At 41.7% G+C, this 14,285-nt stretch carries 15 protein-coding genes; all 15 read right to left on the minus strand.

What is annotated here, in order from left to right; translation table 11 throughout:
* Positions 1–136: 136 nt before the first annotated feature.
* A complete protein-coding gene (locus tag AABM38_RS15470) occupies positions 137–895 on the minus strand; it encodes a menaquinol-cytochrome c reductase cytochrome b/c subunit (RefSeq protein ID WP_335375683.1) in 759 nt (252 codons plus the stop codon).
* 68 nt (positions 896–963) lie between these two features.
* Positions 964–1,638 carry a menaquinol-cytochrome c reductase cytochrome b subunit gene (gene qcrB / locus AABM38_RS15475; RefSeq protein ID WP_335375684.1) on the minus strand — a complete coding sequence of 225 codons (675 nt, stop codon included), beginning with the start codon at positions 1,636–1,638 and terminating at the stop codon, positions 964–966.
* Positions 1,639–1,641: 3 nt separating this feature from the next.
* On the minus strand, positions 1,642–2,148 hold the full coding sequence (locus tag AABM38_RS15480) for a ubiquinol-cytochrome c reductase iron-sulfur subunit (RefSeq protein ID WP_423407229.1): 507 nt from the start codon (positions 2,146–2,148) through the stop codon (positions 1,642–1,644).
* Between the two features lie 153 nt (positions 2,149–2,301).
* A complete protein-coding gene (locus AABM38_RS15485; RefSeq protein ID WP_423407230.1) occupies positions 2,302–2,760 on the minus strand; it encodes a YpiF family protein in 459 nt (152 codons plus the stop codon).
* A gap of 112 nt (positions 2,761–2,872) precedes the next feature.
* On the minus strand, positions 2,873–3,427 hold the full coding sequence (locus AABM38_RS15490) for a ReoY family proteolytic degradation factor (protein WP_423407231.1): 555 nt from the start codon (positions 3,425–3,427) through the stop codon (positions 2,873–2,875).
* Positions 3,428–3,466: 39 nt separating this feature from the next.
* Entirely contained in the window at positions 3,467–4,729 is a 1,263-nt protein-coding gene (locus AABM38_RS15495; RefSeq protein ID WP_423407232.1) for a tetratricopeptide repeat protein, read from the minus strand.
* A gap of 185 nt (positions 4,730–4,914) precedes the next feature.
* Positions 4,915–5,823 carry a hypothetical protein gene (locus AABM38_RS15500; RefSeq protein ID WP_423407233.1) on the minus strand — a complete coding sequence of 303 codons (909 nt, stop codon included), beginning with the start codon at positions 5,821–5,823 and terminating at the stop codon, positions 4,915–4,917.
* Positions 5,824–6,346: 523 nt separating this feature from the next.
* Complete coding sequence (gene aroA, locus AABM38_RS15505; protein ID WP_423407234.1) at positions 6,347–7,633, minus strand: 3-phosphoshikimate 1-carboxyvinyltransferase; 1,287 nt, start codon at positions 7,631–7,633, stop codon at positions 6,347–6,349.
* A 10-nt stretch (positions 7,634–7,643) separates the two neighbouring features.
* Entirely contained in the window at positions 7,644–8,750 is a 1,107-nt protein-coding gene (locus AABM38_RS15510) for a prephenate dehydrogenase (protein ID WP_423407235.1), read from the minus strand.
* 15 nt (positions 8,751–8,765) lie between these two features.
* Complete coding sequence (gene hisC / locus AABM38_RS15515; RefSeq protein WP_423407236.1) at positions 8,766–9,869, minus strand: histidinol-phosphate transaminase; 1,104 nt, start codon at positions 9,867–9,869, stop codon at positions 8,766–8,768.
* A 104-nt stretch (positions 9,870–9,973) separates the two neighbouring features.
* Positions 9,974–10,330: a chorismate mutase gene (gene aroH / locus AABM38_RS15520; RefSeq protein WP_423407237.1), complete on the minus strand. Its 357-nt coding sequence runs from the start codon at positions 10,328–10,330 to the stop codon at positions 9,974–9,976.
* A 1-nt stretch (position 10,331) separates the two neighbouring features.
* Entirely contained in the window at positions 10,332–11,417 is a 1,086-nt protein-coding gene (gene aroB / locus AABM38_RS15525) for a 3-dehydroquinate synthase (RefSeq protein ID WP_423407238.1), read from the minus strand.
* Positions 11,418–11,419: 2 nt separating this feature from the next.
* A complete protein-coding gene (gene aroC, locus AABM38_RS15530) occupies positions 11,420–12,592 on the minus strand; it encodes a chorismate synthase (RefSeq protein WP_423407239.1) in 1,173 nt (390 codons plus the stop codon).
* A gap of 219 nt (positions 12,593–12,811) precedes the next feature.
* Positions 12,812–13,585: a CheR family methyltransferase gene (locus AABM38_RS15535; protein ID WP_423407240.1), complete on the minus strand. Its 774-nt coding sequence runs from the start codon at positions 13,583–13,585 to the stop codon at positions 12,812–12,814.
* A 230-nt stretch (positions 13,586–13,815) separates the two neighbouring features.
* Positions 13,816–14,262: a nucleoside-diphosphate kinase gene (gene ndk, locus AABM38_RS15540; protein ID WP_423407241.1), complete on the minus strand. Its 447-nt coding sequence runs from the start codon at positions 14,260–14,262 to the stop codon at positions 13,816–13,818.
* Positions 14,263–14,285: the final 23 nt, after the last annotated feature.

The following is a 14,285-nucleotide window of genomic DNA, read 5'->3' on the forward strand; positions in this document are numbered from 1 at the left end:
ATCTGAAGAAAATAAATCGTCTAGTCCAAGATCATTTTAATCTCAGGGATTGAAGTTCAGTAATCCTCCTCATTCACAGTAGAGCCATAATCCCCGTAAAAAAAGCCTGCAAGTTATCCTTGCAGGCTTTTTGTTCTTATTTACTTAGACCGTCAATGAATTCAGAAAGTGTCTTTAATTCTTCATCAGTTCCTTTAAAGACAGCAGGCATATTACCTCTACCTTCTTTCGCAACTTTAGCGATCTCTTCTGCATTCAGCTTGGTAGCAGCAAGACTCGGAGCTGTAGCTCCTCCTCCAAGTTCTCCACCATGACAAGAAGTACATGTTTGGGCTTGGGCAATCTTATAACCATCAGAGTTCTTATCGATTTTTACATCAGATATCTCACCCTGTTTCTTCGCTGCTTCCCAGTCATGGGTTGCAACGGATTCCCAAGTAAGATAGAAAATTGAAGCAATTGCCAAAAGCATGAAACCTGTTGCAAGCGGACGTTTTGACGGACGGCGTTCAGGGCCGCGGTCAATAAACGGAGCAAGCAATAACGCACCAAAAGCGAGACCAGGTATTACCATAGCCCCGATCACGGTATAAGGACCAGATGCATATGAATATTTTAGCAATTGATATAAGAATAAGAAATACCAGTCTGGCAGCGGAATATATCCTGTGTCTGTAGGGTCAGCAATCCTCTCAAGCGGAGACGGATGTGCAATTGTTAAGCACAAGAATCCAATCAGGAAAACAGCTCCAACCATCCATTCTTTCAACAGGAAGTTAGGCCAAAACGCTTCCGTTTTGCCAGGGTATTCCGAGTAATCTTTCGGAATATTAGGCTTGCGTTCTGCAGGAACACGAGAGTCTCCTACGAACTTCATACCTTTACCACGATGCATCGAGCAATCCCCTCCTTTTTCCAAATCGTTGGGCGAATTTCCATCCGCACAACACTTTCATTCGATTATTACAATGGACCAGAAATACCTTGCTTACGAATCATCAAGAAGTGCGCTCCCATTAAGCCTAAAAGTGCTCCAGGCAAGAAGAATACGTGGATCGCAAAGAAACGAGTCAAGGTTTGTGCACCAACTATTGTTGAATGTCCAGAAAGCAGAATCTTAACATAAGGTCCAATCAAAGGAACCGCGTCAGCAATCTGCAATGTAACCTTTGTTGCAAATAACGCTTTCATATCCCATGGAAGCAAGTAACCTGTTAAACCTAAGGCAAGCATAATGAAGAAAATTAAAACTCCAACTACCCAGTTCAATTCACGAGGTTTTTTATAAGCTCCCTGGAAAAACACGCGAAGCGTATGTAAGAACATCATTACAATGACAAGGCTCGCACCCCAGTGGTGCATACCGCGGACAATTTGTCCAAATGCTACTTGATTTTGAAGATAATAAACAGATTCCCATGCATTCTTGATGTCCGGAACATAATACATTGTCAGGAACATACCAGACAGGATCTGTATTACAGTAATGAAAAACGTCAGACCTCCAAAGCAATAAACGAACGCGGAAAAATGATGCGCAGGGTTAACATGCTCAGGTACTTCATGGTCTGCAATATCGCGCCACATAGGCGTAATATCTAAACGCTCATCTACCCAATCGTAAATTTTGTTTAACAATGATTACGCCCCCTTCCGTGGTTTGGCTTTTCCTACATAAAGCAATCCATCTTTTTCTTTTGTTGGATATACATCCAATGGTGCCAATGGCGGTGTACCAGGCACGTTTGTTCCATCTTTTTCGTAACGGCCATAGTGGCAAGGGCAGAAGAACTGATTAGGATTCTGCTTATCTGTATTCCATGCTACAACACAGCCTAAGTGTTTACATACTGGTGAAAGGGCAATGATTTTCCCTTCTTCATTTTTGTAAACCCATGCAGTTCCTGTTTCTTCAGATTCATACCATGCATCTTTTTGTGTAAATGTAAAATTGACTTTTTGCGGTTCATTCGTTATTTCTGCGATTTTCAATGGAGTCGCGATGAAATCTCCCGCTTCTTCTCCCTTAAGCACAGGATCTACGGCAAATCGGACCATTGGCATCAGCATCCCTGCAGCCATGAAACCGCCTACACCTGTAAGAGTATAGTTTAAGAATTGACGTCTTGAAACACGATGCTTACTCACGCTATTCCCCCCTCTATTCCCAAGTTAAGTCCCCAACGGACATAATTTAAACACATTTTAAAACTAGGACATAACCATGATATATCAATCTCATTACAAAATCAATATAATACTATGTTGAAAACATTTTTCGCAGAGATAAACCATAAAGGCTTATTCCTCCTGCTCCCATTTTTCGGTGAAAAGCGTTAAAAGCTGCTTAACCTGGTCCTCGACAATCGAAACTTTCTGCTGGTCCTGCATATGCTCAAGTGGGAGCGATGGCAGCCATAGGAGCGTTCCTGACATTTCATTCTCCTGTTGTCTCCAGCTGCTGTCGGAGGTCACAAAAAACAGATGCTTGAACTGCTTGTCCAATAAAGTTTTTTCCCATTCCTGCAATGTTTTAAGATTTCCAGAATGGCCTTTAATATACACAAAAGCTGGCAAAAGGAAAATGCGGCCCTTAAATTGTTTTTCAAGCTGTCCCGTAAGAATTCCAATAAACTCAGCCATTGATGCACTTTGTTTCATGTCACTATCAAAAGAAACTGGCATTAACGGTATGATAGCCGTATCCACATATTCTGCCGCCTTTTGGTACATTTCAATGTCTGCAGCAACCCACTTCATATAACCAACTCCATCTATCAAATAATCCACTATCTATAATATCATTACTGAATATAGTTTTCGAATGGTTTTGAAATCGAAGGCAAAATAAAAAGCCTGCTATCAAAGCAGACTATGATAAATTAACTGCGCCTAATCTTTTTAATTGTTCGGTCAGGTGCGCAAAGGCTTCCTGGTCCTGGCTATCCAATGCTTCATCAATCAAGTGCAGCAGTTTGTCTTTCTGGAACTTCTGAATGCTGTTCTCTAGGAACCGTTCCGCTACCATTTTGTCACTCTCACTGATATGAAGCTGCCCTGGCATATAAGGATTTTCTTCCAATACCGCCGCAAACTGGTGGGCTTTGTTTGAAGCATGGAAATTTAGCTGGATATAAATCTCTTCTTCCCTGTTCAAACGAATATCATGGAAAGACTTTTCCGCGTCTGTCGTCATTACATTTTCTTTAAAGAACCGGAATGGAACTTCATCTACGCAATGGGTCGACATAACTAATCCCCTAGGGCAATACTGCGCATTTTCAACAAAGTGGACTTTCTCCATCAGCTGATCATGGCTCATCAAGTAGTTAAGGATCCAAACACATTCCCGCCTTTTAAGCTGATAATGGTTCAAAAACCAGCGGATAAAATCCTTCTTCTCGTTGACAGATACAGGGGTTGTCATTTTTGAATCCCTCCTCTGCTTAACTCAAATATTTTTTGATTACTGATTTTCCGATAACCGATCCAACAGCTCCCGGAATTCTTCATTGCCAGGTTCTTTTTCAACTAACTTACTAAAAATTTCGGCAGCCTCGTCCATTTTTCCTTCTTCAATTAAAAAATATCCGAAATCCGTTAAAAATTCTTTGTTGTCTTTAAAGAAAGTATATGCTAGATGGTATTTGTTTAATGCCTGTGAAAAATCTTCAATGTGCTGATAAGCAACCGCCTCATCCCAAAGAAGCTGTGGTTCTTCTTCTTCGTTCAGGTCTGCTTCATGGAGCAGGTCCAATACGTCTTTGTGACGTTCCTGCATCAGCAATAACTTATTCAGGACAAGTACACATTCTGTAAATCCAGGGTCAAGTGCAATGGCTTCTCGCAGCAATTTTTCTGCAGCTTCTTCATCAGGCAGCTTAAGTGCCAGTTTTCCGCCATAGAAATATAGTTCCTTATTGAAGTCATCCTGATCAATGCCAAGTTTGACAGTTTCAAAGGCTTCCTCGATCATTTCTTCCCGTTCATATGATTTTGCCAAATATAAATATAGGGAATGGTATTCTGGATCCAAAGCCTTTAGCTCTTCAAATTTTTCGATTGCAGTTTTGTTATAGCCCGCCTGCAAAGCTGTAAAGGCAAATCCGAACAAAGTATTGATTTCCAATTTTTGATCAATAGCCTTTTCATAATAATGCAGTGCATCTTCAAATGAACCGCCGGCACTCAGCGTTTCTGCCATGCGCTGATTAAGATTCACGCCGCCGATTTCTTCACTGGATTTTAGCACTGTCTCATAATACTGTATTGCTTCCCATAGTTTACCTTGATGTGAATAAAGCTCACCAAGAGCAAAGTCAATCACTGGCTCTGATGGAAGTATTCTTTTGGCCTCAAGAAGCTTATTTTCACTTACCTCATATAAACCTTCCATTTGATAAACATCGGCTAACAGCAGCAAGGCCTGAGGAAATGAGGGATCATCTGCTTTTACCTTTTCAAGGGAAAGAATCGCTTCCTCTTCCTTCCCTAACTCAATCCATGTTTCAGCAAGCAAAACATGCAATTCTCCTTCATCTGGATAACTTTTCAAAAGGTTTTCCAGCAATGCACCCGTTTCCTCCATGAATCCAAAGCGGAAAAGCTCTTCTGAAAGAAGAAACTTTTCTTCATCACTGCCATTGGCCAATATATCCTGGTAGGCAGCCATTGCCTTTTCAAGTTGTCCATTTTCAATAAACGCAGTTATTTCCTGTACTTCAGCCATCTATATCATCCTATCTTTTAGTTTCGATCATTTGTCGATTTTTTACCAGGCGCTCTTTATCTTTTACTTGGTTGCGTTAAAATTGTCTGTTGATTTCCGCTCGTGGCGCTTCGCTTTTAGTTCCGATCAACTGAGTTAGTAAATTCAAATTAAACATTAACACATTCTTATACCTGGAGTATTAATCAGTGATTATCTGTAAAAAAACCTGGTGTATTAATTATAACATTCTCTCCCTTACCAGGACGATAATAAACGTCGCAGCCGGCTCGAATGACTTTTCCCTTGTCTACCGTGACAGCCAGCTGCTGAAAACAGGTTGAGAAAAGTCCATTTTCATCAAGCATGGCAGTTTCATCATTTTTCTGGTAGAAATTATAACTTAGCTCGCCGCCGCTGTGTAAGTTTGATTTAGCTGGAATTATACCAATTTTCTTCAGAACAGCTCTCCGAATAGGACTTAACTCTGCTAATTCTTCATAAACAGCAGGAATTCCTTCTCTTTTCATCCGCTCTGCCCAGACATTTAGCTGCAGTTGCTTCTCTTTTTTATTTTTACAGTCTGGAAAAACTGGTATGATCGGGCTGTTATAGGGAAACATCGCTTCTTTGACCCACCCCCACGGGATTCGGTCGAGCTCATTCATATCACCTATTTCCAAAAAAAGCGCCGGAATTTTTGCCTTTTTGCATTTTCTGACAAAAACCGGATTCAACAAACGAGCGGGAATGCTGATCCCAATCACGTAATCGATGGGACTGTCCATCAAATCACTTTTAGCCTGCTTCAATCTCAGATCCAGTTCCCGCTCATAAGGCACCTTAACCGCTGTTAATACAAGAGTACTCCCGCGCAAGAGGAAGTTTTTCAGAAAATAGTCTTTTCTTTCTTTAAAAGGCCCGGTTAACGGGAGATTAGGGTCAAAGAGGACATGGGTAGGGGTCATTATATAAGCATCAGCATCCATTCGCATATAGTTATACTGATTGAAGGAAGGTCTTGCAGAAATAATCCGCTCTCCATCCACCAGCAAGCTGGTATTTGATACTGCTTGTCCTTTTAGCACATGGGCATTCTCAATTATATATGTCATAAAACCACTCCTTAATCGGTCTTATGACAAGCTATGCAGAAAACTTAGGATTATAACGGTTCTTTTCATTTATCTGTTTTGTAAAAACTATTGTGTTTAAAGTAGTGTTGCCTGGAACGTAAGGATGCTCGCTTTACGCGCAGATGCATGATGAAAAAGCTTAAGTGCAGCGATTTCATCTTTGAGGTGTTATAGGACCCTTGCTCATAACTACTCGAGACGCTTTTTCCTCGTCGAGATGTTCTCGGACCTCTTCTCATAACAACTCGATACGTTTTTCCCTCGTCGAGATGTTCTCAGACCCGTGTCCCAATCAACTTATTTAAATGTTTCGCGATCAAAACAACAATTTTTAGCCACAGGTTAAATTTATTGGAAAATCGTTATTTCGTTGTCAGAGTAATATTTAAATCTGTACTTTTAAAGGAGTATTTAGGAATTCAGAAACTTAAAATACAGCAAAAGGCCATCCTATAATGCAGGATAGGCCTTCAATGGATTTTAAATGACCATTTCTAGAATTTCATTTTAAAGAATTCAAGTCCTCGTAGAAAGCAGGATATGATACTGCTATTGCCTCACTATCTTCAAGATATACTTCTTCGCTGGATATAAGGGCAGCAACTGATAGCATCATGCCTATCCGGTGGTCACCATAGGTTGATACATTGCCACCCTTTAGGTTTGTTTTGCCTTCGATGATCATACCGTCTTCTGTTGCTTCAATTTTAGCGCCAAGTTTGGTTAACTCATTCACCACTGTATCAATCCGGTTTGTTTCTTTCACCTTTAATTCAGCAGCATCCTTAATGACCGTCTGGCCTTCAGCTTGTGTAGCGAGCAAGGCTATTACCGGTATTTCATCAATCAGCCTTGGAATTAATTCTCCTGCCACTGTCGTGCCTTTTAGCTGGGAATATTTAATTCTGATATCACCCGCCGGTTCAGCTGAACTTTGATCATCATTTTCTATTGACAGGTCGGCTCCCATTTCTCTTAGGACATCGATAATGCCAGTTCTTGTCGGGTTTAAGCCTACATTCTTCAGCACTATCTCACTGCCAGGGGTGATCGCTCCTGCAGTCAGGAAAAATGCGGCTGAAGAAATATCCCCTGGTACTTCAATATTCGTACCCGTAAGCTCTTGTCCTCCACTAACAATAACTTTATCACTATGTTGCTCGACACTTCCGCCAAATTGCCTGATCATCCGTTCAGTATGGTCCCTTGTCTTAACTGGTTCTATGACAGTAGTTACCCCTTCTGCCTGTAATCCTGCAAGCAAAATAGCTGATTTTACTTGAGCACTGGCCACCGGAAGTTCGTATGTAATACCCTTCAAATTCTTGCCACTAACAGTCAGGGGCGTAAATTCTCCGTTGTTTTTGCCCGTAATCTTTGCACCCATTTCAGATAACGGTATCGTAACTCTCGTCATCGGCCGTTTCGCGATCGATTCATCACCTTCCAGACGAGTATCGAATGAAAGGCCAGAAAGGATGCCCATAAGCAGTCGGATTGTTGTTCCTGAGTTTCCTACGTATAATGTGTGATCGGATCTCCTCAGCCCGTCCAAACCTTTCCCATGTATCGTCACTTCACTGCCACTCTGTTCGATTTCCACTCCGAGACTGCGAAAACAAGATATGGTGCTTAAACAATCTTCTCCAGGCAGAAAATTAGTCACCTTCGTCATTCCGTTTGAAATTGAGCCGAACATAACAGCCCTGTGAGAAATCGATTTATCCCCTGGGACTTTAATTTCACCTTTTAATGAAGTTGATTTGGTTAGTAGCTTTTTCACTGACATACTTCGCTCCTTAATCTGCAATAGAAGTACCATAGTTTGTATGTTTTTGAATGCATTTTTGTGCATTGACGCGGTCTTCAGGTGTTTGAAAACTTATCACAAGCACTCCATATATATCTTCCCTTGTTTCAAGAATGCGGATATTGGTAATGCTGATTCTTTCTTCAGCAAGATATCCTGTAATCTCGGAAATGACACCTGGATAGTCAGGAACATCGACAAATAAATCATAAAAACTAGGAATGGCTCCCTTATCACGAGCTGGCAAGCCGTCCCTGAAATTTTTCGCTGTATCGAAGTAGCCATAAATCAAACTTTCATCGCCAGCATGCAACATTTCTTTAACACGGTCCATCTCAGTTTGCCATTCATTAAGCAATGAAAGAAGTACAGGACGATTCTGAAGCAATATGTCTCTCCACATTTTTGGACTACTTGAAGCAATTCTTGTAATGTCCCTAAAACCGCCTGCCGCCAGCCTCGTTATAAGTACATTTCCCTCATCTGCCCTGGCAGCCTGGTGCACAAGGGAGGCTGCGATGATATGAGGGAAATGACTGACTACCCCAGTGAGGTAGTCATGCTCTTTACCGGATACAATGAGAAATTTGGCATTAGTACCGGACAACCATTCCTTCAGCTTTTCTGCAGCATCGTTCTGCACTCCTTGTATCGGAGTCAGAAGGTAAAAGGCATTTTCAAAAAGAAGTTTCTTTGCAGCTGTTATACCACTTTTATGGGAACCAGCCATTGGGTGCCCGCCTATAAACGCAATGCCCTTTTCTGTTAAGCATGAGGCTTTTTCAGCAATATACCCTTTGGTACTTCCTGTATCAGTGACTAGAACATCTTTCTTGAGCGGCACTTTCGCCAGCACCTCAATAATCTTAGCAGCTGCTTCCACAGGGGTTGCAATGATAATTAAATCAGCCTCTTGTGCTCCGGCTTCGATACTCGCGGCTGCTTCATCAATAATCTGCATCATCTTTGCTAAATTGACTTGATGTTCATCTGCATCAAAACCGATGATACTTGATTCAGGATGCTCTTCCTTGATGCATAGAGCCAGCGAGCCGCCAATCAGTCCTAATCCAATGATAAATACGCGGCCTTTCAAAATGCATCAACGCCTTTATTTAGAAATTACTGTATTAACACGTAAATATTCTTTTATTTTTTCAATTACTCCTGCATTTTGCTCCCGGGAACCGACTGTAATCCTTACACTGGTCGGGAATCCGAGTGCTTTGCCTGAACGCACGATAAACCCGCGTTCAAGGAGAAATTGAAAGACCTCTTGCCCGTCTGTGGCAAAATCAATCAAAATGAAGTTACCTTGGGAAGGATAATATCTCAATCCAGTTTCGTCACAAAATTGATAAAACTGTTCAAGTCCTGCCATGTTTTCCTGTTTGCATTTTTCAACAAAATCCTGATCCTCTATTGCCGCAATAGCTGCTGCTTGTGCCAGCGTATTAACATTAAAAGGCTCCCTGGCAGGTTCTAGTGCTGCTATAGTTTCTTCATTGGCAATTCCGTATCCAACCCTTAGGCTGGCCAGGCCATAGATCTTTGAAAAAGTCCTTAATACGATGACATTTTTATAATCCTCAAGCAACTTAAGGGAATCGTGGAAGTCATCTGCAGAAACATATTCGAAATATGCTTCATCCAGCACGACTAGAACATCCTCTGGAACTTGGGAAAGAAAAGCCTGCAAATCCGCTTCTTTTATATAAATTCCAGTCGGGTTATTTGGAGAACATAACCAGACGACAGCTGTTTTCTTATCAATAGCAGCAAACATTGCTTCTAAATCATGCGCGCCATCTGTTAAAGGAATTTCCCTGATTTCGCACCCCTCAATTATCCCATTGTGTTTATATTGGGGAAATGTAGGAGCAGCCATAACTGTATTAGTTTCCGGAGAAAGCAACCCACGTGATATCATTTGAATGATTTCATCAGATCCGTTTCCAAGAATAAGTTGTTCGGGCTTCACTCCCAAATTCTCTGCGAGCTTTAGACGAAGGTCTGTCGCATAGCCATCAGGATAAATGGACAATTTACCAGTAAAATTAGCAATCTCAGACTGCACTTTTTCCGAACAGCCAAAAGGGTTTTCATTAGAAGCTAATTTCACAATGTCAGAAAGTCCATACTGTCTTTTTACTTCATTAATTGATTTACCCGGCTGATAGGGAGTTAATTTTAACAACTGTTCTTTCCATCTCATCTTATCCACCTCATCTAAACTACTCTTTAACCCGTTATCTAATTAAAGCAATAAAGGATATGTGTTAATATTACACTTTTAGGTGCTGAATAAAAAGTAAATTTTTATAAATCCGGCCTTAATTGCTCGGCGCCATCGAGATAGATATGCTTAATATCCTCCGGGTCAAGCTCCGTATTAATGTGTATCATGAACCTAATACACATTTGAAGTGATTCAGGAACCGACAGTTCCTTCATGCACATTACTGGAACATATGTCCAGCCCTCGATGTTCCTTAAAGCTTTCGCAGGAAAAGCAGCGTTAACGTCCTCTGTTGCGGATATAAAAATGGAGGCTACATCATTTGGGGAAATATTATTGGCACTAATCGCCGTTCTAAAAAGCCTTTCTGCTGCAGCAACGATTTCTTCCTCAGCGTTTTGATTGACCGTTATGGCGCCCCTTACTCCTCTAATCATATTATTCCCCCTCTTCCATAAATTTCTTTAAGTTGTTCAGCAATACGTTTTCTTCCACTTCCGAAACGACAGGGTGGCCGACCTGCTGCAGAAGCACAAAGCGAATAGTGTTTCCTACTGCTTTTTTATCCTGTTTCATCCTTAGGAGCAGGCGATCGACCGAAAGGCCGCTTGGCAATGATGTTCTATACCCAAGGCTTTGCAGCCACATTTTAAATTCTTCAAGGTTAAAGGCAAGTTTGAGCACTTCCCTGCTTAATTCAATGGCAAATAACATGCCTACAGCCACTGCCTCACCATGTGTTATATTTCCGTATCCAGCTTCCGCTTCAATCGCATGACCGAGTGTGTGTCCGAAATTCAAGTAGGCGCGAATCCCGTTTTCATATTCATCCTTTGCCACAACCGACCCTTTAATTTGGATACCCTTTGATAAGAATTCCAGCATTTGGGGATACTCAATACTTTTTAATGAATTGATTTCTTCCCTTAGCCAATGATAAAAACCTTCACCTGATATAAGTGAATGTTTTATCACCTCAGCGAAACCAGATCTTACTTCCTTTTCGGGCAAGGATTCTATAAATTCCAGGTCATAAATGACTGCTTCTGGTTGATGAAAAGCGCCGACCATGTTTTTTCCTAATGGGTGGTTGATTGCAACTTTTCCTCCAACCGCACTGTCATGGGCTAATATCGTAGTCGGCACCTGGATGAACCTAATGCCTCGCATAAAGGTTGCTGCTACAAAGCCTGCAAGATCTCCAACCGCTCCGCCACCAAATGCAATGATCAGAGACTTTCGGTCAAGTTTATTTTCAAGTGCTGCAGAAAGACAGTCGTAGTACACATCAAACGTTTTTGCCTTTTCCCCGCTTGGAACTATTTTTTCAATGAATCGTTCCAGGCCAGAGTTTTCCCTGAAGTATGGGAGATAAAGGCTTGCAACCGTTTCGTCCGTTATGACCATAACGGACGTATACCTATCTTCAGCTCCATTACAAAGCTCTCCCAGCATCCTGACTGCTCCATGTCCTATGTTTACAGGATAGGATTTAGTGGTTGTATTTATTTTTATCTGCTGCATACTTAAAAATCCCTCGCGGTTCTTCTCTGCTCCTCTATTGAAGCTAGCAGCGTCTCGAAGCGATCAGAGTAAAATTGTTCTACAAGCGCTGATGCAAGTTCCCATGCTACAACATTTTCCGCCACAACTGCTGCTGCTGGTACTGCACAGCTATCCGATCTTTCAATGCTTGCAGCAAAAGGTTCTTTAGTGTCGATATCGACACTCATCAATGGCTTGTAAAGTGTCGGAATCGGCTTCATCACTCCGCGGACGATAATAGGCATCCCGGTTGTCATGCCGCCTTCAAACCCGCCTAATCGGTTTGTTTTGCGATAATAACCCTTGTCTTCCTCCCAAGCTATTTCATCATGAACCTGACTTCCAGGCTTTCGTGCAGCTTCAAATCCTATACCTATTTCTACACCTTTAAAAGCATTTATGCTCATAATAGCAGAGGCTAGCTTGGCATCAAGCTTCCTGTCGTAATGGACATAGCTGCCCACACCTGCTGGCATTCCTTCCGCTATTACTTCAACGACACCGCCTATTGAATCGCCATTTTTCTTAGCATCATCAATCGCTTCCATCATCTTCAAGCCTGCTTCAGAATCAAAACAGCGTACCGGTGATTCTTCTGTCACTTCCTTCAATTGTGAAAGGGATGAAAAATCCTGGTTTCTTGCTTTTATGCCGCCAATTTCCACCACATGGGCAACTAGCTCAATACCAAGTAAACTTAATAATTTTTTTGCTGCAGCACCTGCAGCGACCCGCACTGTCGTTTCTCTGGCGGACGACCTTTCAAGGACATTTCTCATGTCACGGTGACCGTATTTCAATGCACCATTTAAATCGGCATGCCCTGGACGTGGTCTGGAAATCTTTCTCTTCACTTCCTCAGGAGAATGTTCATCAAGTGGTTCCTGTCCCATTATTCCTGTCCAGTGCTTCCAATCATTATTCTCAACCACTAGTGCGATCGGAGATCCAAGTGTAAGGCCATGTCTCACCCCAGAGGTAATCTGCACCGTATCTTTTTCTATTTGCATCCTTCTGCCGCGCCCGTGGCCTTTCTGTCTGCGTGAAAGCTCTTCATTTATGTCTTCAGCTATCAGCGGCATACCAGCAGGCATACCTTCTATAATGGTTGTGAGCTGCGGTCCGTGTGATTCTCCCGCTGTTAAATATCTCATACGCTTTCCCCCTTCAACTCGCTAAAGGATTTGTTTTAATATATCATACAGTTCAACAGAAAAATAGCAATAAATTAATTATTTCGAAATTTACCTTGTACTATTTTTGGAATGAAGCCATTTTATCATGAAGGGAATAGACTCGCAAAAAGTCAACCTCCATTTTTAATAATCCGGCTAAAAAATACAAAAGAGAGCACGGATTACCGGCTCTCCTTGCTATTTCTTTCTGTAAAAAAATGTTTCTGCAGTTTCGAATCCGTAAGTATTTGGGTTGAAAATCTGTTCTGTGCTGCCCACAAAAAGAATTCCTCCGGGCTTAAGCGCAGCGCTGAATTTTTGATAGAGTTCTTCCTTTGCTTCTTCAGTGAAGTAAATGAGGACGTTTCGGCAGACGATCAAATCAAATGGTCCTCCGAAATGATCAGCCAAAAGATTTTGTTTTTTAAACGTAACCGTTTTTTTGATTTCATCCGACACTTTAAAATATGAACCCTCGGCGTTGAAATACTTGTTTACAATCTCTTTTGGCACCTCGTTCAGCGAGCGCTCTGAGTACACACCAAGCTTCGCTTTTGCCAATACATTCTCATCGATATCCGTCGCAAGGATTTGCAATCTAGATAAAGGCACATGTTTAGAAAGGACCATCGCCAAAGTATAAGGCTCTTCCCCTGTCGAACAGGCAGCACTCCAGATTTTAGGGTTTGAATTATTGGTGATAAGTCCTGGCAGTATCGTCTTATCTAAGACATCCCATCTTTTCCCGTTTCGATAGAACTCTGATACGTTAATGGTCATTCGGTCCAGAAACTCGTTCAAAAGTTCATGGTTATTGTTTAAAGCCTGAAAAAATTCGTTAAAAGAAGCAAAGCCCTTTTTCTGATATAGAGAAGTTAATCTCCTCTTCATTTGCGCTTCTTTGTACAGCGCGAGATTTATTCCCGTTTTTTGGTAGACTTTTGTGATGAAATTTTCATAGTCACACGGCATCTTTGTACCCCTTCGTAAATAACTGAAAAAGATTGATATTCCCATTATAGCGGATTTAAAGTCATTTAGAGAGATATTTTTTACCGTTAATCTCTGTTGAAATTGTCTGTTGGTTTCCGCTCCAAGCAGTCATTTTCCGCGGGTAGGGCGGGTGCTCCTTCAATAACAATCTTTTAGGAAAAAGTCCAAAATAAAAAGGGCACTTGTGGTTACAAGTGCCCTCGTGGTTTTTAGTAAACCCACTCGTTGACTAGTTTGCTGTACTCAGCCAATTCTTCTTGCTTAAAGAATAATCCGATTTCACGCTCAGCGCTCTCAGGTGAATCGGAACCGTGAATGACGTTCTTTCCAACTGTTACGCCGAAGTCTCCGCGGATTGTTCCAGGAGCAGCGTCTTTAGGATTTGTAGCACCCATCATCTGGCGAGCAGTTGCAATAACATTTTCACCTTGCCATACCATTGCAAATACAGGACCTGAAGTAATGAAATCTACTAATTCGCCGAAGAATGGACGCTCTTTGTGTTCGCCATAATGCTCTTCAGCAAGTTCTCTTGGGATGTTCATTAGTTTTGCGCCAACTAGCTGGAAGCCTTTCTTTTCAAAACGAGCAACAACTTCACCAATTAGGTTACGCTGTACACCGTCAGGCTTGACCATTAAATACGTCTTTTCCATGAGTTCCACTCCTAATTCATCTA

Source organism: Heyndrickxia sp. MSNUG, from assembly GCF_049532715.1.
Taxonomy (GTDB): domain Bacteria; phylum Bacillota; class Bacilli; order Bacillales; family Cytobacillaceae; genus Mesobacillus.